This is a genomic window from Pantoea sp. RSPAM1 (assembly GCF_038816185.1).
Lineage (GTDB): Bacteria > Pseudomonadota > Gammaproteobacteria > Enterobacterales > Enterobacteriaceae > Pantoea > Pantoea ananatis.
Window position 1 is genome coordinate 4134841 of record NZ_CP046137.1, and the last position, 19443, is coordinate 4154283.

The following is a 19443-nucleotide window of genomic DNA, read 5'->3' on the forward strand; positions in this document are numbered from 1 at the left end:
CGGATTTTTTATGCCTGTTACCGGCTGGCAGACAGGCAAAAAAATACCCGTCAGGTGACGGGTATTCTGTGTTACTTCACCACGCGCAGTGCGGGACGGCCACCACGTGGCGGGGGATCGTCATCCGGTGAATTATCGTCATCGCTGGCATCATCAGGGCGGTCGCCGTCAATCACTGACATGACCGTCTCTTCCTGATTCTCAGCATAGTCCTGTGTGCCGCCTTCATAGGCCGGTTCAGGTTCAAACATCGTGCCTGCGCCGTTTTCACGCGCATAGATGGCGAGTACGGCCGCCATTGGGACGTTCACCTGACGTGGAACGCCACCAAAACGTGCGTTAAACGAGACTTCGTCGTTGCCCAGTTCAAGGTTGCCCACGGCACGCGGCGCAATGTTCAGTACGATCTGACCATCGCGGGCATATTCCAGTGGAACCTGGACGCCAGGCAGGTTGATGTCGACGACCAGATGCGGTGTAAGCTGGTTATCCAGTAACCAGTCATAAAAAGCACGCAGCAAATAAGGTCGGCGGGCTGTGAGTTGTGACATTTCCATACATTAGCCCCGGGCTTGCAGGCGCATTTCACGTTCAGCTTCAGTCAGTGAAGCAAGGAAGGAGTCACGCTCAAATACGCGGTTCATGTAGCCTTTCAGCTCTTTAGAGCCCGACCCGAGCAGATCGATCCCCATTGACGGTAAACGCCACAACAGCGGAGCCAGATAGCAGTCTACCAGGCTGAACTCGTCGCTCATAAAGAATGGCGTACGCCCAAACAGAGGAGCGATAGCCAGCAGCTCTTCACGCAGCTGCTTACGCGCCGCCTCAGCTTCCTGACCGCTACTGTTCTCAACCTTTCTCATCAGGCTGTACCAGTCTTGCTCAATACGGTGCATCATTAAACGGCTTTCGCCACGTGCAACCGGATAGACAGGCATCAAGGGTGGGTGGGGAAAACGCTCATCCAGATATTCCATGATGATGCGTGATTCGTACAGCGTCAGTTCGCGATCTACCAGCGTCGGCACAGTGCGGTACGGATTGAGGTCAATCAGATCCTGCGGCAGGTTATCCATTTCGACCTGCTCGATCTCTACGCTGACACCTTTCTCGGCAAGCACAATACGTACCTGATGGCTAAAAATGTCAGTAGGACCAGAAAACAGCGTCATTACCGAACGTTTGTTGGCAGCGACAGCCATGAAAACCTCCCAGTTTGTTCACAAAAAGTTACTGCGAATGGCCAACCACACGGCGACTCACCTGCTCATAGAACTCGCTCGCAATCCGCGCTAACCACCCCCGACGAATGCCAGGCGCATAACGCGCCAGCTTGCGGGCGCAAAGTGACACAGAGTTTACCAGATTTTAGGCAGCTTGTGGGTGGGGGAATGCATTTTTGCGGGTAAAATGCGAACAGTATTGTGGTTTTACAGGACAGGATGACCTGAAAATAAAAATAAAAAACCCGCCGGAGCGGGTTTTTTGTGCCAACTGTGTCTGCCGAAGCAGCAACAATTAACGCTTGGAGAACTGAGGACGACGACGTGCTTTACGCAGGCCGACTTTCTTACGTTCAACCTGACGAGCATCACGAGTAACGAAGCCTGCTTTACGCAGTTCGCCACGCAGTGACTCATCATACTCCATCAGCGCGCGGGTGATACCATGACGGATCGCGCCTGCCTGACCAGAGATACCACCACCTTTAACGGTGATGTACAGGTCCAGTTTACCAACCATATCAACCAGTTCCAGAGGCTGACGCACGACCATGCGTGCAGTCTCGCGACCGAAATACTGCTCCAGAGAGCGTTGGTTGATTACGATGTTACCGCTACCCGGCTTGATGAAGACGCGTGCGGATGAGCTTTTGCGGCGACCAGTGCCGTAGTTTTGAGTTTCAGCCATTGCCTTTAATCCCGATTAAATGTCAAGAACTTGCGGTTGCTGTGCCGCATGGTTGTGCTCGTTACCTGCGTAAACTTTCAGTTTACGGTACATAGCACGACCCAGCGGGCCCTTCGGCAGCATGCCTTTAACCGCGATCTCAATCACGCGCTCAGGACGGCGAGCAATCATCTCTTCAAAGGTCGCCTGTTTGATACCACCGATGTGACCAGTGTGGTGATAGTAAATCTTGTCAGAACGCTTGTTGCCGGTGACAGCAACTTTCTCAGCGTTCAGAACGATGATGTAATCACCAGTATCAACGTGCGGAGTGTATTCCGCTTTATGCTTACCACGCAGACGGCGCGCCAGTTCAGTCGCCAGGCGACCCAAGGTTTTGCCAGTTGCGTCAACAACATACCAGTCACGTTGGACGGTTTCTGGTTTAGCTGTAAAAGTTTTCATCGAAAAGCTTACCCAAATTAAGTTACACGTTGGTGAAATCCCAAACGCTTAAGTAAACGAATGAGGCTCACACGACCATTTTGACCAGCAAGCCACCCCTTCGGATAGCGTTACCGGAACGCAGAGGATTTGGGAAAAAAATCCTGTGCTGTAACGTGGGGTCGCAAGATTATAGAGAAGTCGATTACAAAAATCGAACCCTATTTTCATTTATTACCCGGAATCTTACGGTAAATGCGCCAGCCGCAGGTACTCTTCGCTCTGCATTTCCTGCAAACGGGACAGACAGCGCTGATATTCAAATTTCAGGCGCGTGCCCTGATAAATTTCGAACAAGGAGGTTTCTGCCGCGACAACCAGTTTGACATGGCGCTCGTAAAACTCATCCACCAACGCCAGAAAACGCCGCGCCTGATCTTCCGTTTTGTAGATCATGACCGGCACATCGAACAGCAGGACGCTGTGAAAGCGGCGTGACAGCTCAATATAATCATGCTGGCTGCGCCCTTCTCCACACAGGGTTTTAAAATCAATCGCAATCACCCCTTCTGCCACGCCCAGGGTCGGCATTTTACGGTGATTGATCTCCAGCACCGGTGCGCTGTTGCGCTTTTCGCCTGACAATGCCAGGAACATGCGGTCCATCTCGGCGTAGGTTTCCGGCCCCAGAGGAAACGTCCACAAATGCGCGGACGTCAGCGTACGCAGACGGTAATCAATGCCCGCATCGACATTCATGACCTCACAGTGCTGCTTAATCTGCTCGATGGCGGGCAGAAAACGCGCACGCTGCAGGCCATTTTTGTACAAGTTATCAGGCGGAATATTCGAGGTCGCAACCAGGCTGATGCCGCGCGCAAACAGGGCTTCCATCAGCGTGCCCAGCAGCATGGCATCCGTGATGTCAGACACAAAAAACTCATCAAAACAGAGAATATCGGTTTCTGCTTTAAAGCGGTCGGCGATGATCAGTAACGGATCGCTGTGCCCCTGCAGTTCGGTCAGCTCTTCATGCACGCGCAGCATGAAACGGTGAAAGTGTAAGCGCAGTTTGCGGTCGCCAGGAATAGACTGAAAAAACAGATCCATGACCCAGGTTTTACCCCGTCCAACGCCGCCCCACATATACAAGCCACGGACGGGCGCTTTGGGCTGCGACTTTTCTTTTCCCATCAGCTTCGACAGACGACCTAACAGCCCTTGCGAGGGGAGATCGGTGGAGTGCTGACGCGCGATCAGCCCTTGCTGGATAGCATCTAAGCGGGTAATCGCTTCACGCTGTACGTCGTCGGGCTTGAAATCGCCCTGTGATAGCGCCTGCTCATAGCGGGCAAGCGGAGATGAGGTTTGCATGGTTCGCTCAGTGTCCCTGAATTTTGTCTTATTCAAACGTCGTTTGTCGAAAAAAAGGCCGCTCTACACTAAGGCATGGCGCTCCAGAGTTCCACATCCATAAGATTAACGGGTATAGTGACTATTATTAAGTGGTGCAACGCCCTACGGAACAACGGAAATAACACGGGAGTCATTATGACCTGGGAATACGGGCTAATTGGTTTAGTGGTAGGTATTATTGTCGGCGCAGTCGCCATGCGTTTTGGCAACCGGAAGCTGCGCGAGCAGCGCAGCATGCAGTACGAACTGGATAAGACGAAAGCCGAGCTGGCAGATTATCGCGAAGAACTGACCAACCACTTTGCGCAGAGCGCAGAGCTGCTGGATAACATGGCGCGTGATTACCGTCAGCTCTATCAACACATGGCGAAAGGGTCCAACGACCTGCTGCCGAACATGCCTGGGGACAAAAACCCCTTTGCATGGCAACTGACCGAAGCCGAAGCGGATAACGATCAGGCACCGGTGCAAATGCCGCGTGATTACTCTGAAGGCGCCTCTGGCTTACTGCGTGGTGAACGCGCCGTCCGCGACTAAGCATGATCGGGCACAGTGACGCTGTGCCCGCTGTTTTTGCGAACCCCGGCCGCAAACGGCTGTCTCATTGATTTACTCCCCCCTTTTTTGCAGCGAGAGCGTTATAACAATGAAAAAACAAGCACGACTGTTAAGCGCATTAGCCTTGAGCATTGGAATGAGTCTTGCCGCTGCGCCCGGCGCGATGGCGACGCTACCTGCACAGATCCAGAGCCAGCCGCTTCCCAGCCTGGCACCGATGCTGGAAAAAGTGTTGCCTGCTGTGGTCAGCGTGCACGTTGAAGGCACCCAGTCTGATGCCCAGGCCCAGACACAGGATATTCCCGAGCCGCTTAAGCGTTTCTTTGGCCAGTTGCCCGGTGGCGCCCCAAGCCAGCCTCAACCCTTTGAGGGGCTGGGGTCCGGTGTCATCATTGATGCCGCCAAAGGCTATGTTCTGACCAATAACCACGTGGTCAACGGCGCGGATAAGATCAACGTCCAGCTCGGCGATGGCAGCGAATATGATGCCAAACTGATTGGTCACGATGAGCAGACCGATATTGCCCTGATACAGATTCAGGGCGCGAAAAACCTGACGCAGATAAAAGTCGCGGATTCTGATCAGCTTAAAGTCGGTGATTTTGCCGTGGCCATCGGTAATCCTTTTGGCCTTGGCCAGACAGCGACCTCCGGAATTATTTCGGCACTGGGCCGCAGCGGCCTGAATCTCGAAGGGCTGGAAAACTTTATCCAGACCGATGCCGCCATTAACCGGGGTAACTCAGGCGGCGCGCTGGTTAATTTGAACGGCGAGCTGATCGGGATTAATACCGCCATTCTGGCCTCCAGTGGCGGCAATATCGGCATTGGCTTTGCGATTCCGAGCGATATGGCCATGAACCTGGCCGACCAGTTGATTAAGTACGGCGAAGTCAAACGGGGTCAGTTGGGTATCAAAGGTACCGAGATGACCGCAGACATCGCAAAAGCGTTTAACGTTGACGCCCAGCGCGGCGCGTTCGTTTCTGAAGTGCTGCCGCAGTCAGCGGCGCAAAAAGCCGGTATCAAGTCGGGCGATATCATTGTTTCAGTCAATGATAAACCGATTACCAGCTTCGCAGAACTGCGGGTGAAGATCGGCACGACGGCGCCGGGTGAGAAAGTGAAGCTTGGCCTGCTGCGTGAAGGTAAACCGGTGAGTGTTGATGTCACCCTTGAGCAAAGCGCCCAGACGACGGCCAGCGCACAGCTGCTTTCTCCCGCCCTGCAGGGCGCGACCCTGAGCGATGGTCAGACCAAAACCGGTGATAAAGGCGTGAAGATTGATGCCATCGAAAAAGGCACCCCGGCTGAACAGGTCGGCCTGCAAAAAGATGACGTGATCGTTGGCGTTAACCGCACGCGAATTCAGAATATTGCCGAAATGCGCAAAGTGCTGGAAGCCAAACCGCCGGTGATGGCGCTGAATGTGGTTCGTGGTGAGGAAAGTATCTATCTGTTATTGAGATAAACCCCGCACGATGGCGGACACAAGCACGTGTGTGTCCGCCGCTCTCATGTTATTCTCCCCAACGTTCTCCCCTGACGTGATTTAACACCATGTTTCTTAAACTCTTGCGTTCAGTGGTGTTGGGACTGATTGTTGCGGGCATCTTGCTCGCAGCGCTGCCCGCACTGCGTTTGGGCGGTGCTGCCCTGTATAGTCAAAATGACATTAACGATGAAACGCCCTTTGGCTTTAATCAAGGGGTGAGGCGCGCCGTGCCTGCGGTTGTGAATGTTTACAACCGCAGCGCGCATGGGAACAACAACCGCGGTATTACCACGCTGGGCTCAGGCGTGATTATGAATAACCGGGGTTATATCCTGACCAACAAGCACGTTATCAATAATGCCGATCAGATCATCGTCGCCCTGCAGGATGGCCGTTTTTTTGAAGCCACGCTGGTGGGTTCGGATGCCATGACCGATTTGGCCGTGCTAAAAATTACCGCGTCAAACCTGCCGGTTATCCCGATTAATCCCAAACGCGTCGCACACATTGGCGATGTGGTGATGGCCATCGGCAACCCCTATAACCTGGGACAAACGGTCACGCAGGGCATTATCAGCGCAACGGGCCGCGTCGGACTCAGCTCGTCAGGCCGCCAGAACTTCCTGCAAACGGATGCATCAATTAATCAGGGGAACTCCGGTGGCGCACTGATTAACTCGCTGGGCGAACTCATGGGCATCAATACTCTGACGTTTGATAAAAGCAGCGATGGCGAAACGCCCGAAGGCATTGGTTTTGCTATCCCTACCGCGCTGGCATCCAAAATTATGGATAAGCTCATCCGTGATGGTCGGGTCATTCGCGGCTATATCGGCATTACCGCCCGCGAAGTGCCGCCGCTTCACGGCCAGGGCAACAGTCTTGATCGGGTTCAGGGCATTATCGTCAGCGTGGTGACGCCGGGCGGCCCGGCTGAGAAAGCCGGTATCCAGGCCAATGATGTGCTGCTGAGCGTAGACGGTAAACCGGCGCTCTCCGCACAGGAAACCATGGATCAGGTTGCGGAGATTCGTCCCGGTTCGGTGGTAAATGTGCAGGTGCTGCGTAATGACAAGAAGCTGACCTTCCCGGTGACGATTCAGGAGTTTCCGGACAGCAGTCAGTAGGCCGGGCATACTGGCGGCAACGTGGTGCGTCCCGCCGTGATAAACAGTTAAGGCCAGGCTGGCGGCCTGGTCTTTATCCGGTTCACGCCCGGGGTGGAAGCGGGCATGAAATTGGCCTAGCAGCGGTCTACCGGGAAAGCGATAACGTCACTCAGCGACTCCGCCTTCAGCGCCAGCATAATCAACCTGTCCACGCCCAGTGCAACGCCCGAACAGGCCGGCATGCCGTGCTCCAGCGCAGCCAGCAGGTAGTGATCAATCGGATGTTGCGGCAACCCTCGCGCCGCACGCCGGCGGTTATCCTGCTCAAAGCGTTGGCGCTGTTCACGGCTGTCGGTAAGTTCGCGGAAGCCATTCGCCAGCTCAATCCCCTTGTAATACACCTCAAACCGCTCTGCCACCCGATGATCTTCCGTACTGATCTCCGCTAATGCCGCCTGGCTGGCCGGAAAGTGGTAGATAAAACAGGGCCTGTCCTGGCCAATCTTCGGTTCCACGCCCAGCATAAACAGCAGCATCAGTAAGGTATCGCGATCCTCTTCCCGACTGGCCAGCTCGCCCTCACCTAGTTTTTCCGCCGCCTCACGCAGCTGTGCTTTGTCGGCAGAGAGCGGGTCCAGCTCAAGGTGACGAATAAAGGCCTGCTGATAAGAGAGCGACTCCGCGCTGTCGCACTCCAGCACCTGCTGCAGCAGATCGTCAACCTCATTCATCAGGCGGTACATATCATAATGGGGGCGATACCACTCCAGCATGGTGAATTCCGGGTTGTGGTAGCGCCCGGCCTCTTCATTGCGAAAGCTGCGGCCCATTTGATAGATCGGGCCACTTCCGGCCGCCAGCAGGCGTTTCATGTGGTATTCCGGGCTGGTCATCAGCCAGAGATCGCGGCCTTCAGACAGGCCAGGACCGACAAAGCGCGTCTGGAACGGCACCAAATGAATGTCGGTAATTGTGGCCTGACTCATCGCGGGCGTGTCGACTTCCAGTACGCCGCGATCGGCGAAGAAACGACGCACTTCAGCAATAATGGCTGCGCGTTTAATTAAACTGGCAATCGAAGCGCCAGGTTGCCAGCTTGTCGTTTCACTCATGGTGACGGCTCCTGATACAAATAAGGGAGGGAAGTCTACTCGTAATGTCAGTGGCAAACAATCGTGGCGCAAGCCTGTCCAATAAACTGAGCGGCTTCTATAATTAACAGGTTAAATAACAAAGGAATCTTTTTATGTCTCCATGGAAAACATTGGTCGCCAGCCTGAGTGCCTTCCTGTCCGTCGCCTGCACGACCACACCGCCAAAAAACGTTACCGTCGTTGAAAACTTCGACAGTCAGCGTTACCTCGGTCAGTGGTACGAGATAGCCCGGCTGGATCATGGCTTTGAACGCGGCCTCGAACAGGTTACGGCAAATTACAGCCCACGTGAGGATGGCGGCCTGAAAGTCGTTAATCGCGGCTATAACGTAAAAAAGCAGCGCTGGCAGGAGAGCGTGGGTAAAGCCTACTTCACCGGCGATAAACAGCGTGCGGCACTCAAGGTCTCGTTCTTTGGGCCCTTCTACGGTGGCTATAACGTGATAGCGCTGGATCCTGACTACCGCTACGCCCTGGTCTGTGGGCCTAATCGCCACTATTTATGGATTCTGTCACGGACGCCGCAGTTGGATGAAGGCGTGAAACAAACGCTGGTACAGCAGGCACGTCAGGCCGGATTTCCGGTGGATGAGCTGATTTGGGTCAAACAGGGAGAGAAGTGAAGAGAAAAAGCCGGTACGAAAAAAGGTCGTACCGGTTTTTTTAAAGCTTACTGCGCGCTACGTTGAATCGCCTGACCGCCCGCTTCAACGTCTTCGCCAACGCCACGTGTGGTATTACAGCCAGAAAGCAGTGCTGATAACATCACCACAGAGAAAATCGCAACAATACTTTTCTTTAACATAAGCCTATTCCTTTTTTACGTTGCATTAAAAGTACAGCTTTTAAAGCATAGACCGATTACGCCACGCTGCGAGGCTAACCCGCTGAAAAAAGGAAATTCTGCCGTGTTACTTCGCGGCGCGAGAAATCGCTCCGCCAAGGTGAGAGACATCTTCGCCAAAACCATGAAACGTGTTACAGGCGCTCAGACCAGAAGAGACCAGCAACGCCAACGCGATAAGTTTTGCCAGTTTTTTCATTGTTGAAACTCACTTAAGAAAAAAGGCGCATCACAGGATGCGCCTCTCAGGATTATTTTACGCGTGAAACGTATTCGCCAGAGCGGGTGTCAACTTTCACCACCTCGCCAATCTGCACGAACAATGGCACTTTAATGACTGCGCCCGTAGACAGCGTAGCAGGCTTACCGCCCGTACCGGCAGTATCACCTTTCAGGCCTGGGTCAGTTTCAACGACTTCCGCTTCAACAAAGTTTGGTGGCTGAACCGCAATCGGTTTATCGTTCCACAAGGTTACGATACACTCCGCGTTGTCCTGCAACCACTTCTGCACTTCATCCAGCACTTTGGCTTCAACCTGGTACTGCTCAAAGCTTTCCGGGTGCATGAAGTAGTAGAAATCGCCGTCGTTGTATGAGTACTGCAGCGTCATATCCTTCACGTCTGCGCCTTCGGCAGAGTCAGTCGATTTGAAGGTTTTCTCAACGCGTGAACCGGTCAGCAGACGACGCATTTTTACACGTGCAAACGCCTGACCTTTACCCGGCTTAACGAACTCGCTTGATTCGATGGCATAAGGTTCGCCTTCGAACATGATTTTAAGACCGGGACGGAAATCGTTGCTAAGATAAGTCGCCATAAAGGCCCTCTGTAGATATTAACTGGTAATAGCCAAAAAAATGGCACACATTGTAACCCTAAATTCCCCTTCCAGAGAAGATTGGTTGCAGCAACTTGCTGATGTTGTCACTGATCCTCATGAATTACTGCAACTTTTAGCGCTCGACCATCATCCGGATCTGGCTGCTGGCGGCGACGCACGCCGACTTTTTGCCCTGCGCGTGCCGCGCGCCTTTATCCGGCGCATGAAAAAAGGCGATGCGCAGGATCCCCTTCTACTTCAGGTTCTGACCAGCCGTCAGGAGTTTGTCGACGCGCCCGGTTATAGCACCGATCCGCTGGACGAACAAAATAGCGTCGTGCCGGGATTACTGCATAAATATAAAAACCGTGCATTGCTGCTGGTCAAGGGCGGCTGCGCGGTGAACTGCCGCTACTGCTTCCGCCGTCATTTTCCCTATCAGGATAATCAGGGCAACAAGCGTAACTGGCAGGCCGCGCTGGATTATATTGCCGCCCATCCCGAACTGGATGAGATCATCTTTTCGGGTGGCGATCCGTTAATGGCAAAAGATCATGAGCTGGCCTGGCTCATTGACGCGCTGGGCACTATCCCGCATCTGAAACGGCTACGTATTCATAGTCGCCTGCCGGTCGTGATTCCGGATCGCATTACCGAGGCGCTGTGTCAGGCGCTGGCGGAAACGCGGCTTCAGGTCTTGATGGTAACCCATATCAATCACGCCCGTGAGATTGACGAGGCGCTCTGCGATGCCATGCTGCGCCTGAAACGCGCTGGCGTGACGCTCCTCAATCAGAGCGTACTGCTGCGCGGCGTGAATGATGATGCACAAACCCTGGCGGCACTCAGCAATGCGCTGTTTGATGCCGGCATTCTGCCCTACTACCTGCATGTGCTGGACAAAGTGCAGGGCGCAGCGCATTTCTTCGTTTCTGATGAAGACGCCCGTGCATTAATACGCGATCTGCTGCCGCGGGTGTCCGGTTATCTGGTGCCGAAGCTGGCACGTGAGATTGGCGGAGAACCCAGTAAAACCCCGCTGGATCTGCAACTTCGGCAGGAATAAATCACGGGCGGCACACAGCCCGGTAGCCGTAAGCCTTATTTCCGCCGAACAGCGGGCTGCCAACCCGTGGCACTGGCGGCTAAAAACCAATGATAAACGCTAAAAAACGACCGGCACATTGGCCGGTCGTCTCAAAAAAATGTTGCCTGTTCAGCGCAGGATCAGTTAGGGCATTTATAGACCTGGCCGGTCATCTTGCTGTCGAGTGGTGCAAAGGCTGAAAGCAGGTTTTGTGTAGGACTGGTTGCGCCATAAATGACGTTTCCGCCCATTTCGGCAGCGCGGTTCCGCAGGTCGTTAGCCGCACCGCGCAGTGCGCTGGTTTCGCCACCGGCTCCGCTTAACCAGTTACTTTGTGAGCCGGTCAGGCTGCCCAGAAGCTGACATTGTTTGCCAGGCTGCTGATCGGTAAAGGTGACGCGCTGTCCAGCAGAAGTCAGGTCGGTTGAGCTGCTGCAGCCTACAAGCAATAACGCACCAGCCGTAAGACCGAGCAAGAGGTTAATACGCATTATAATCCCCATTTATTATCATCAGTGTCGGATGGCAGCGTAGCAGAAAAACACGCATTTTTTCTGAACATTCATTGCCCTAATCCGTGCCAACGTCACCGTTGCGCCCCTACTTATACCCTTTCCTCCGCAAAAGAAAAACCCCCGACCGTTTCCGATCGGGGGTTCTTATGACACAAGCGTCAGGGACAATTACATCATGCCGCCCATACCGCCCATGCCACCCATACCGCCAGCGCCTGCACCTAAGTCTGGCGCATCGCTTTTCGGCAGGTCAGTGACCATACATTCGGTGGTGATCATCAGGCCAGCAACCGATGCCGCGTACTGCAGAGCAGAACGGGTCACTTTGGTTGGGTCCAGAATACCGAAGTCGATCATGTTGCCGTATTCTTCAGTCTGCGCGTTGTAACCGTAGTTACCGTCGCCTGCTTTCACGTTGTTCGCCACAACAGAAGGCTCTTCGCCGGCGTTAGAAACGATCTGACGCAGTGGCGCTTCCATTGCGCGCAGCGCAACTTTGATACCCACGTTCTGGTCTTCGTTCTGACCACGCAGTTCGGTCAGCTGTGCTGCAACGCGAACCAGCGCCACACCACCACCGGCAACCACGCCTTCTTCAACCGCAGCACGGGTTGCGTGCAGGGCATCTTCAACGCGTGCTTTTTTCTCTTTCATTTCAACTTCAGTTGCTGCGCCCACTTTCAGAACGGCAACACCACCTGCCAGTTTCGCTACGCGCTCCTGCAGTTTTTCTTTGTCGTAGTCAGAGGTGGCTTCTTCGATCTGCTGACGAATCTGAGTGACACGACCCTGAATAGTGGTTTCTTCACCCACGCCATCGATGATGGTGGTGGTGTCTTTGTTGATCACGACACGCTTCGCCTGACCCAGATCTTCCAGCGCCGCTTTTTCCAGCTCCATACCGATCTCTTCAGAGATCACGGTACCGCCAGTCAGGATAGCGATATCCTGCAGCATGGCTTTACGGCGGTCGCCGAAGCCCGGTGCTTTAACCGCAGCCACTTTCACGATGCCGCGCATGGTGTTCACCACCAGGGTCGCCAGCGCTTCGCCTTCGACGTCTTCCGCGATGATCAGCAGTGGTTTGCCTGCTTTCGCAACGGCTTCCAGCACTGGCAGCATTTCACGGATGTTGGAAATCTTCTTGTCAGCCAGCAGGATGAACGGTGATTCCAGCTCTACCGCGCCTGTTTCTGGTTTGTTGATGAAGTAAGGAGACAGATAACCGCGGTCGAACTGCATACCTTCAACCACGTCCAGCTCGTCCTGCAGGCCGGTGCCTTCTTCAACGGTGATGACGCCTTCTTTACCCACTTTTTCCATCGCCTGCGCGATCAGGGTACCGACGGTTTCATCAGAGTTTGCAGAGATGGTACCCACCTGCGCAATCGCTTTAGAGTCTGAGCACGGCACAGACAGTTTTTTCAGTTCTTCAACTGCAGCAACCACCGCCTGGTCGATACCGCGCTTCAGATCCATTGGGTTCATGCCCGCTGCAACGGCTTTCAGGCCTTCGGTGATGATGGACTGTGCCAGCACGGTTGCCGTGGTAGTACCGTCACCCGCCGCGTCGTTCGCTTTAGAGGCAACTTCTTTTACCATCTGCGCGCCCATGTTTTCGAACTTGTCTTCCAGCTCGATTTCACGCGCAACAGAAACACCATCTTTCGTGATGGTCGGTGCACCAAAAGATTTATCCAGAACAACGTTACGGCCTTTCGGGCCCAGGGTAACTTTTACTGCATCTGCCAGTACGTTAACGCCACGCAACATTTTTACGCGTGCGTCATTACCGAATTTTACGTCTTTAGCTGCCATTTCAAATTTCCCTTAAATTCGTTTCGTTCAGTGAATTACGCGTAAAACTTACGCTTCAACAATTGCCAGAATGTCGCTTTCAGAGATGATCAGGACTTCTTCGTTGTCGATTTTCTCCGTCTTGGCACCGTAGCCTTCGCTGAAAATCACGACGTCACCCACTTTCACATCCAGCGGCTTCACTTCGCCACTCTCAAGGATACGGCCTTTGCCCACAGCCAGGACTTCACCACGGGTGGATTTGCCTGCTGCAGAACCGGTCAGCACGATGCCACCCGCTGACTTAGCTTCAACTTCTTTACGCTTCACGATAACGCGATCGTGTAATGGACGAATTTTCATTTGATAGCTCTCCTTTGAGAAGTCCAATCATTCATTTTTGGGTTGAATACCGGGCTGTGTGGCTTCCGGCCTCGTGACCAGAGAGATAGGGCCGTGCTCTTCCGCTTTCAAGGGGGCAACCTACAAATTTTTTTTAGCTGATGATGCGACTGATGAATTTTTAAACAAACGGGCTTACAGGCGGGTAAATAAACAAAACGCGCGACCTGAAGTCGCGCGTTGACGTGAGTTAACGATCTTTGTGATCGTCATGGTGTTCGAGACGATCGGTATCTTTACGTTCGTACTCGCCATCCATCGTGTAACCACTGTCCGGACCCGCTCCCGGCCCGCGCCAGACGCGCAGATGCGGCATCAGTTTCAGCGTCAGATGTTTTTGCACCGGTGGCAAAAGTAACAACAGCCCCAGCATGTCGGTAAAGAAACCCGGCAACAGCAGCAGGAAACCGGCAATGATCAGCGAGACGCTTTTGATCATTTCTTGTGCCGGGCTTTCATTGCGCGCCAGCTTCTCCTGCATCAGCATAAAGTTTTTCATGCCCTGATTTTTAACCAAAGACACGCCAATGCAGGAGGTGAAAACCACCAGCAGCATGGTGAGCAGCACGCCCAGGACGTGTGCAACCTGAATGAAAAGCGAGATCTCAATCCAGGCCAGTACGAAAAAAATCACTAACGGTAACCAGCGCACCGGATTCTCCTGTGAGTCAGGCTGCCCGGTTGATAACCCGACAGCGTGGAATAGGATGTAGAAAAACGTAAAAAACAGAGATGGTTATTCGGACGACCAATTTCAACCTTACCTGGCAAATATTTACACGAGGGTTATTTTTGTGAGCAATTTCACATATTGTTAACGCAACGCGGCCAGATTGGTGATCTCCGTTCGCGCTTTACGTCCAGGTCAGAATAGGATCGTGCTCACCCGCCTGAATACGGATAAAATAGCGGTTCTGGCGCTTCCCCACAAAACAAACACATCATCTGCGATGGTTAGCAGTGACAACAAGAAGGTTATCATGGCGAACAACATTCGTATCGAAGAAGACCTGTTAGGCATGCGCGAAGTTCCGGCGGATGCTTATTATGGCGTTCATACTTTGCGTGCGATTGAAAACTTTTACATCAGCAACAGCAAAATCAGTGATATTCCTGAGTTTGTGCGCGGCATGGTGATGGTAAAAAAAGCGGCAGCGATGGCCAATAAAGAGCTGAAGACGTTGCCACGTGACATCGCCAATACCATTATTCAGGCCTGCGATGAAGTGCTGAACAAAGGTCGCTGCATGGATCAGTTCCCGGTCGATGTGTATCAAGGCGGCGCGGGCACCTCGGTCAACATGAATACCAATGAGGTGCTGGCCAATATTGGTCTGGAGCTGATGGGGCATCAGAAAGGCGAATACCAGTATCTGAATCCCAACGACCACGTGAATAAATGCCAGTCCACCAACGATGCTTACCCAACCGGCTTTCGCATCGCCGTTTACAGCTCACTGCTGAAACTGCTCGACGGCATTAGTCAGTTAGCCGAAGGTTTCCAGCGTAAAGCTGACGAATTCCAGACGATTTTAAAAATGGGCCGTACTCAGCTACAGGATGCGGTGCCGATGACGTTGGGTCAGGAATTTCATGCGTTTAGCGTGCTGCTCAATGAAGAGACAAAAAGCATTTTGCGCACCGGCGAACTGCTGCTGGAAGTTAACCTGGGCGCGACCGCTATTGGTACTCGCCTGAATACGCCGGATGGCTACCAACACTTAGCCGTTCAGAAACTGGCAGAAGTCAGTAACCTGGCGGTGGTGCCAGCCGAAGATCTGATCGAGGCCACCTCCGACTGCGGCGCCTACGTGATGGTGCACTCTTCGCTGAAGCGTCTGGCCGTGAAGCTTTCTAAAATTTGTAACGACCTTCGCCTGCTCTCTTCAGGTCCCCGTGCCGGCCTGAACGAAATTAACCTGCCAGAATTGCAGGCCGGCTCCTCAATCATGCCTGCCAAAGTGAATCCGGTGGTGCCTGAGGTGGTAAACCAGGTGTGCTTCAAAGTGATTGGCAACGATACCACGGTCACCATGGCGTCCGAAGCCGGGCAGCTGCAGCTTAACGTTATGGAACCGGTGATTGGCCAGGCGCTGTTTGAGTCGGTCAGCATCCTGACTAACGCTTGCTACAACCTGCTGGAAAAATGCGTTAACGGCATCACCGCCAATAAAGCTGTCTGTGAAGCGTATGTGTTTAACTCTATTGGCATCGTCACTTACCTGAACCCCTACATTGGGCACCATAATGGCGATATCGTCGGTAAAATTTGTGCCGAAACCGGTAAAAGCGTTCGCGAGGTGGTACTGGAGCGCGGCCTGCTCACCGAAAGCGAGCTGGACGATATTTTCTCTGTGCAAAACCTGATGTATCCGGTTTACAAAGCCAAACGTTACACCGACGAAAACGAACAGTAAGGCTTTATTGTACTTACTGATGTAAAAGGCACATCGTAATCAAAACGATGTGCCTTTTTGTTTGTTAAAAGGATGAGTTTGCTTACCGGCTAATCCTGTTTGAGGAAGTGACAGATGTTCTTGATTGAGCTGTTTATCGTGTTGATGGCGATCTGGCTGGGCGCACGCCTGGGCGGCATCGGCATAGGTTTCGCAGGCGGCATGGGCGTCCTGATCCTGACGCTGGGCTTTGGCATGAAGCCTGGTGCGATCCCTTTTGATGTCATCGAAATCATCATGGCCGTGATCGCCGCGATTGCCGCCATGCAGGTGGCGGGCGGCATGGATTATCTGGTCAGCCTTGCCGAGCGTTTGCTGCGTCGTCATCCCCGTTATGTCACTTTCCTTGCGCCGCTGGTGACCTACATGATGACCCTGCTGGCGGGTACCGGCCACACCGCCTTCTCCACCTTGCCGGTCATTGCTGAAGTGGCGAAAGAGCAAGGCGTCCGGCCTTCCCGTCCGTTATCGATTGCGGTTGTCGCCTCTCAGGTCGCCATTACCGCTTCTCCCATTTCGGCGGCAGTGGTGTTCTTTGCCACGCTGCTGGAACCGCGTGGGGTGAGCTATATTATGCTGCTGGCGATTGCCATTCCGGCCACCATGGTGGGGCTGTTTCTTGCCGCCCTGGTGACCAATTTCTTGGGTAAAGAGCTAAAAGATGATGAGGTTTACCAGGCACGGCTGGCGAAAGGTGAAGTGACGCTACGCGGCGAGACGGTTTATCAGACTCAACCCGGCGCTAAAAAATCGGTACTGCTGTTTCTGGCCGGTATTGCCGCAGTGGTGATTTACGCCACCGCCACCAGCGAAAGCGTCAACCTGATCGCTAACCCACCGCTGCCGCGCAATGAGGCGATCGTTGTGTTTATGCTCACTATTGCCACGCTGATCAGTCTGACCTGCAAAATTGATACCGGTGCTATTCTCAGCGCCAGCACATTCAAGTCTGGCATGAGCGCCTGCATCTGTGTGATGGGCGTGGCCTGGCTGGGCGACACCTTTGTAAAAGCCCATCTGGCTGATATCCAGATGCTGGCGGGCGATACTTTAAAAACCTATCCGTGGATGCTGGCGCTGGTGCTGTTCTTCTCTTCCATGCTGCTTTATTCCCAGGCCGCCACCGCCAAAGCCCTGCTGCCTGCCGCGCTAGCCCTTGGCGTAACGCCACTGACAGCCATCGCTTCATTTGCCGCCGTGTCGGCGCTGTTTGTTTTACCGACCTATCCCACCCTGTTAGCCGCCGTGGAGATGGACGATACGGGTTCAACCCGAATCGGTAAGTTTGTCTTCAACCATGCCTTTATTATTCCTGGCGTCCTGGCTATCACCTTGGCTGTCATGTTCGGCTTTATTTTTGGTGGGCTGTTGCTGTAACCCCAGCCGGGCAGGGAACGTGCTACTATCGGCGTTATTTTCAACAGGATTGTTACGATGAACGCCGTTATCATCCTCTGCACTGCGCCAGACCAGGCCTGTGCGCAGCAGCTTGCCGCACAGGCGCTGCAGGCCAGGCTGGCCGCCTGTGTCACCCTCTTGCCGGGTGCAACGTCATATTATGTCTGGCAGGGCCAACTGACGCAGTCCAGCGAAGTTCAGATGTTACTCAAATGCGACACAGCCCATCAGCAGGCCTTGATCGAACTGCTTAAGCTCGCGCATCCTTACGATGTACCAGAACTGCTGGTACTTCCGGTTCAACATGGAGACAGTGAATACTTGTCATGGCTGCACGCATCTCTCGCTTAATCACACTCGTACTGGCGCTGTTTATCTGCCTGCAGGCGCAGGCTGCCTTATTTTCCCCCAACACCACCAGCCGCTTTTTGCCCGTTGACCAGGCTTTTGCCTTTGATTTCGATCAGCAAGGCTCGCAGCTCAACCTGCACTGGAAAGTCAAAGAGGGCTACTACCTTTACCGCCAACAGATTAAGGTCGTACCCCATGATGCAGGTATTGCGCCGTTAGCCCTGCCTGCGGGCCAGCTGCATGAAGATGAATTTTTTGGTAAAAGCGAGATTTACCCGCAGGATCTCAGCGTGCCCGTCATGCTGCAGCAGGCCGCCAAAGGAGCGACCCTTAGCGTAAGTTATCAAGGCTGTGCCGCCGCCGGCTTCTGTTATCCACCGGAAACCCGCAGTATCCCCCTTTCCCCGGTAGCCGCCACAATATCCCCGCCAGCCGTTGCGCCTGCCAGCGCCAACCCTCTGCCCTTTTCGCCGTTGTGGGCGCTGCTGATTGGCATCGGCGTGGCCTTCACGCCATGTGTATTACCGATGTACCCGCTGATCTCCGGCATTATCCTCGGCGGTAAGCGTAACTATTCCCTGGGAAGGCTGTTTGCGCTGGCCATGGTCTATGTACAAGGAATGGCGCTTACTTATACCTTACTGGGCGTGATTGTGGCGGCGGCGGGCCTGCGCTTTCAGGCGGCGTTGCAGCATCCTTACGTGCTTATTGGCTTATCGGCGCTGTTTATCCTGTTGGCCCTGTCGATGTTTGGCCTGTTCTCGCTGCAGCTTCCCGCCAGCGTGCAAACGCGTCTGACCCTGTGGAGCAACCGTCAGCAGGGCGGCTCACTGCCAGGCGTTTTTTTAATGGGTGCGCTGGCAGGCTTAATCTGTTCGCCCTGCACAACGGCGCCACTTAGTGCGATTCTGCTGTATATCGCGCAAAGCGGGAACCTGCTGGCCGGTGCCGGTACGCTGTGGCTCTATGCCGTCGGTATGGGATTGCCGCTGATTGCCGTTACCCTGTTTGGCAACCGCTTTCTCCCTAAAAGCGGCCCCTGGATGCAGACCGTCAAAGAAGGATTTGGTTTTGTTATTCTCGCGCTGCCGGTCTTCCTGCTGGAGCGGATACTGGGCGATCTGTGGGGCCTGCGATTGTGGAGCCTTTTGGCCGTGGCGTTCTTTGCGTGGGGATTCAGCGCGAGCTTACGCGCCAGCGGCGGCAAGTGGCGCGTGATGCAAATTATGATGCTGGCCGCCGCCCTGATCAGCGCCCGCCCGTTGCAGGACTGGGCCTTTGGCAGCGGTGCGCAGCAGCAGAACATCGCGCACCTTCCCTTTCAGCCTGTTCAAACCGTTGAACAGCTAGACCAGGCCTTGATTCAGGCTCAGGGCCGTATCACCATGGTAGATCTCTATGCGGACTGGTGCGTAGCGTGTAAAGAGTTTGAAAAATATACCTTTAGCGACGGCGCAGTACGTGACAGCCTGAACAATGTGCAGCTGTTGCAGGCTAACGTTACGGCGAACAATGCCAGCGATAATGCGCTACTTCAGCATCTTAACGTGCTCGGGTTACCCACGATTTTGTTCTTTGATGCGACAGGAAAAGAGATTCCCGGATCGCGTATTACCGGCTTCCTGAAGGCGAATGATTTTCGCGCGCATTTGCAGAAATTGCATGAGTAAACAACACTGGAACCAGGACACAGTCTGCTGAACAAA

The 19443-nt window shown here is 53.8% G+C and carries 22 protein-coding genes; 9 read left to right on the forward strand and 13 right to left on the reverse strand.

The genetic code is table 11. From position 1 onward, the window contains the following. Positions 1–71 precede the first annotated feature (71 nt). From sspB to zapE, 5 genes are all read right to left on the reverse strand, one after another. Positions 72–557, reverse strand: a complete 486-nt coding sequence (sspB, locus tag GKC68_RS19830; RefSeq protein WP_028723623.1) for a ClpXP protease specificity-enhancing factor — start codon at positions 555–557, stop codon at positions 72–74. A gap of 3 nt (positions 558–560) precedes the next feature. After that, complete coding sequence (sspA, locus tag GKC68_RS19835; protein ID WP_013024313.1) at positions 561–1202, reverse strand: stringent starvation protein SspA; 642 nt, start codon at positions 1200–1202, stop codon at positions 561–563. 316 nt (positions 1203–1518) lie between these two features. Continuing rightward, positions 1519–1911: a 30S ribosomal protein S9 gene (gene rpsI, locus GKC68_RS19840; protein ID WP_006121723.1), complete on the reverse strand. Its 393-nt coding sequence runs from the start codon at positions 1909–1911 to the stop codon at positions 1519–1521. Positions 1912–1926: 15 nt separating this feature from the next. Further along, a complete protein-coding gene (rplM, locus tag GKC68_RS19845) occupies positions 1927–2355 on the reverse strand; it encodes a 50S ribosomal protein L13 (RefSeq protein ID WP_006121722.1) in 429 nt (142 codons plus the stop codon). 225 nt (positions 2356–2580) lie between these two features. After that, on the reverse strand, positions 2581–3708 hold the full coding sequence (gene zapE, locus GKC68_RS19850) for a cell division protein ZapE (RefSeq protein WP_047714755.1): 1128 nt from the start codon (positions 3706–3708) through the stop codon (positions 2581–2583). 177 nt (positions 3709–3885) lie between these two features. Here zapE and zapG point away from each other — a divergent pair, with 177 nt between their 5' ends. The 3 genes from zapG (at position 3886) to degS (ending at position 6930) form a co-directional block, all read left to right on the forward strand. After that, positions 3886–4287, forward strand: coding sequence for a Z-ring associated protein ZapG (gene zapG, locus GKC68_RS19855; protein ID WP_006121720.1), 402 nt, complete (start codon positions 3886–3888; stop codon positions 4285–4287). A 109-nt stretch (positions 4288–4396) separates the two neighbouring features. Next, positions 4397–5779, forward strand: coding sequence for a serine endoprotease DegQ (degQ, locus tag GKC68_RS19860; RefSeq protein WP_047714756.1), 1383 nt, complete (start codon positions 4397–4399; stop codon positions 5777–5779). Positions 5780–5868: 89 nt separating this feature from the next. Beyond that, on the forward strand, positions 5869–6930 hold the full coding sequence (gene degS, locus GKC68_RS19865; RefSeq protein WP_247101236.1) for an outer membrane-stress sensor serine endopeptidase DegS: 1062 nt from the start codon (positions 5869–5871) through the stop codon (positions 6928–6930). A gap of 116 nt (positions 6931–7046) precedes the next feature. Here the strand turns inward: degS and epmA are convergent, their stop codons facing one another. Further along, entirely contained in the window at positions 7047–8024 is a 978-nt protein-coding gene (gene epmA, locus GKC68_RS19870) for an elongation factor P--(R)-beta-lysine ligase (protein WP_028723619.1), read from the reverse strand. A 134-nt stretch (positions 8025–8158) separates the two neighbouring features. Here epmA and GKC68_RS19875 point away from each other — a divergent pair, with 134 nt between their 5' ends. Next, positions 8159–8689 carry a lipocalin family protein gene (locus tag GKC68_RS19875; protein ID WP_064366285.1) on the forward strand — a complete coding sequence of 177 codons (531 nt, stop codon included), beginning with the start codon at positions 8159–8161 and terminating at the stop codon, positions 8687–8689. A 47-nt stretch (positions 8690–8736) separates the two neighbouring features. Here the strand turns inward: GKC68_RS19875 and GKC68_RS19880 are convergent, their stop codons facing one another. The 3 genes from GKC68_RS19880 to efp form a co-directional block, all read right to left on the reverse strand. Further along, positions 8737–8871: an entericidin A/B family lipoprotein gene (locus GKC68_RS19880; protein WP_006121715.1), complete on the reverse strand. Its 135-nt coding sequence runs from the start codon at positions 8869–8871 to the stop codon at positions 8737–8739. Positions 8872–8977: 106 nt separating this feature from the next. Then, positions 8978–9109 (reverse strand): entericidin A/B family lipoprotein, encoded by a 132-nt coding sequence (locus GKC68_RS19885; protein ID WP_006121714.1) that lies wholly within the window; start codon positions 9107–9109, stop codon positions 8978–8980. A 52-nt stretch (positions 9110–9161) separates the two neighbouring features. Next, positions 9162–9728 carry an elongation factor P gene (gene efp / locus GKC68_RS19890; protein WP_047714758.1) on the reverse strand — a complete coding sequence of 189 codons (567 nt, stop codon included), beginning with the start codon at positions 9726–9728 and terminating at the stop codon, positions 9162–9164. Between the two features lie 40 nt (positions 9729–9768). Here efp and epmB point away from each other — a divergent pair, with 40 nt between their 5' ends. Next, on the forward strand, positions 9769–10797 hold the full coding sequence (gene epmB, locus GKC68_RS19895) for an EF-P beta-lysylation protein EpmB (RefSeq protein WP_028723616.1): 1029 nt from the start codon (positions 9769–9771) through the stop codon (positions 10795–10797). 161 nt (positions 10798–10958) lie between these two features. On the opposite strand, the gene GKC68_RS19900 is transcribed toward epmB, so the two are convergent. The 4 genes from GKC68_RS19900 to GKC68_RS19915 all read right to left on the reverse strand — a co-directional run bounded on the left by GKC68_RS19900 (position 10959) and on the right by GKC68_RS19915 (position 14184). Next, entirely contained in the window at positions 10959–11309 is a 351-nt protein-coding gene (locus GKC68_RS19900; protein WP_342656448.1) for a DUF4156 domain-containing protein, read from the reverse strand. A gap of 192 nt (positions 11310–11501) precedes the next feature. Continuing rightward, positions 11502–13151, reverse strand: a complete 1650-nt coding sequence (groL, locus tag GKC68_RS19905; RefSeq protein WP_028723615.1) for a chaperonin GroEL — start codon at positions 13149–13151, stop codon at positions 11502–11504. 48 nt (positions 13152–13199) lie between these two features. Further along, complete coding sequence (locus GKC68_RS19910; protein ID WP_006121709.1) at positions 13200–13493, reverse strand: co-chaperone GroES; 294 nt, start codon at positions 13491–13493, stop codon at positions 13200–13202. Between the two features lie 229 nt (positions 13494–13722). Next, complete coding sequence (locus GKC68_RS19915; RefSeq protein ID WP_033778050.1) at positions 13723–14184, reverse strand: FxsA family protein; 462 nt, start codon at positions 14182–14184, stop codon at positions 13723–13725. A 328-nt stretch (positions 14185–14512) separates the two neighbouring features. Between GKC68_RS19915 and aspA the strand changes: the two genes are divergently transcribed. The 4 genes from aspA to GKC68_RS19935 all read left to right on the forward strand — a co-directional run bounded on the left by aspA (position 14513) and on the right by GKC68_RS19935 (position 19407). Further along, positions 14513–15949 carry an aspartate ammonia-lyase gene (aspA, locus tag GKC68_RS19920; protein WP_028723613.1) on the forward strand — a complete coding sequence of 479 codons (1437 nt, stop codon included), beginning with the start codon at positions 14513–14515 and terminating at the stop codon, positions 15947–15949. A gap of 114 nt (positions 15950–16063) precedes the next feature. Beyond that, the gene (locus GKC68_RS19925; protein WP_272843963.1) at positions 16064–17365 is read left to right on the forward strand and encodes an anaerobic C4-dicarboxylate transporter; all 1302 of its coding nucleotides are present in this window, start codon (positions 16064–16066) and stop codon (positions 17363–17365) included. 48 nt (positions 17366–17413) lie between these two features. Further along, positions 17414–17737 (forward strand): divalent cation tolerance protein CutA, encoded by a 324-nt coding sequence (gene cutA, locus GKC68_RS19930; protein WP_230624314.1) that lies wholly within the window; start codon positions 17414–17416, stop codon positions 17735–17737. Further along, positions 17713–19407 carry a protein-disulfide reductase DsbD gene (locus GKC68_RS19935; protein ID WP_342656449.1) on the forward strand — a complete coding sequence of 565 codons (1695 nt, stop codon included), beginning with the start codon at positions 17713–17715 and terminating at the stop codon, positions 19405–19407. Before cutA ends, GKC68_RS19935 begins: the two co-directional genes overlap by 25 nt. Positions 19408–19443 lie beyond the last annotated feature (36 nt).

Bases quoted from the DNA above. Each gene is read 5' to 3' on its own strand.
- GKC68_RS19885 (WP_006121714.1), bottom strand. From the start codon at position 9,109: ATGAAAAAACTGGCAAAACTTATCGCGTTGGCGTTGCTGGTCTCTTCT.
- GKC68_RS19925 (WP_272843963.1), top strand. From the start codon at position 16,064: ATGTTCTTGATTGAGCTGTTTATCGTGTTGATGGCGATCTGGCTGGGC.
- groL (WP_028723615.1), bottom strand. From the start codon at position 13,151: ATGGCAGCTAAAGACGTAAAATTCGGTAATGACGCACGCGTAAAAATG.
- rplM (WP_006121722.1), bottom strand. From the start codon at position 2,355: ATGAAAACTTTTACAGCTAAACCAGAAACCGTCCAACGTGACTGGTAT.
- degS (WP_247101236.1), top strand. From the start codon at position 5,869: ATGTTTCTTAAACTCTTGCGTTCAGTGGTGTTGGGACTGATTGTTGCG.
- epmB (WP_028723616.1), top strand. From the start codon at position 9,769: ATGGCACACATTGTAACCCTAAATTCCCCTTCCAGAGAAGATTGGTTG.
- GKC68_RS19910 (WP_006121709.1), bottom strand. From the start codon at position 13,493: ATGAAAATTCGTCCATTACACGATCGCGTTATCGTGAAGCGTAAAGAA.
- aspA (WP_028723613.1), top strand. From the start codon at position 14,513: ATGGCGAACAACATTCGTATCGAAGAAGACCTGTTAGGCATGCGCGAA.
- sspA (WP_013024313.1), bottom strand. From the start codon at position 1,202: ATGGCTGTCGCTGCCAACAAACGTTCGGTAATGACGCTGTTTTCTGGT.
- GKC68_RS19875 (WP_064366285.1), top strand. From the start codon at position 8,159: ATGTCTCCATGGAAAACATTGGTCGCCAGCCTGAGTGCCTTCCTGTCC.
- GKC68_RS19935 (WP_342656449.1), top strand. From the start codon at position 17,713: ATGGCTGCACGCATCTCTCGCTTAATCACACTCGTACTGGCGCTGTTT.
- GKC68_RS19880 (WP_006121715.1), bottom strand. From the start codon at position 8,871: ATGTTAAAGAAAAGTATTGTTGCGATTTTCTCTGTGGTGATGTTATCA.
- epmA (WP_028723619.1), bottom strand. From the start codon at position 8,024: ATGAGTGAAACGACAAGCTGGCAACCTGGCGCTTCGATTGCCAGTTTA.
- degQ (WP_047714756.1), top strand. From the start codon at position 4,397: ATGAAAAAACAAGCACGACTGTTAAGCGCATTAGCCTTGAGCATTGGA.
- zapG (WP_006121720.1), top strand. From the start codon at position 3,886: ATGACCTGGGAATACGGGCTAATTGGTTTAGTGGTAGGTATTATTGTC.
- GKC68_RS19900 (WP_342656448.1), bottom strand. From the start codon at position 11,309: ATGCGTATTAACCTCTTGCTCGGTCTTACGGCTGGTGCGTTATTGCTT.
- sspB (WP_028723623.1), bottom strand. From the start codon at position 557: ATGGAAATGTCACAACTCACAGCCCGCCGACCTTATTTGCTGCGTGCT.
- zapE (WP_047714755.1), bottom strand. From the start codon at position 3,708: ATGCAAACCTCATCTCCGCTTGCCCGCTATGAGCAGGCGCTATCACAG.
- rpsI (WP_006121723.1), bottom strand. From the start codon at position 1,911: ATGGCTGAAACTCAAAACTACGGCACTGGTCGCCGCAAAAGCTCATCC.
- efp (WP_047714758.1), bottom strand. From the start codon at position 9,728: ATGGCGACTTATCTTAGCAACGATTTCCGTCCCGGTCTTAAAATCATG.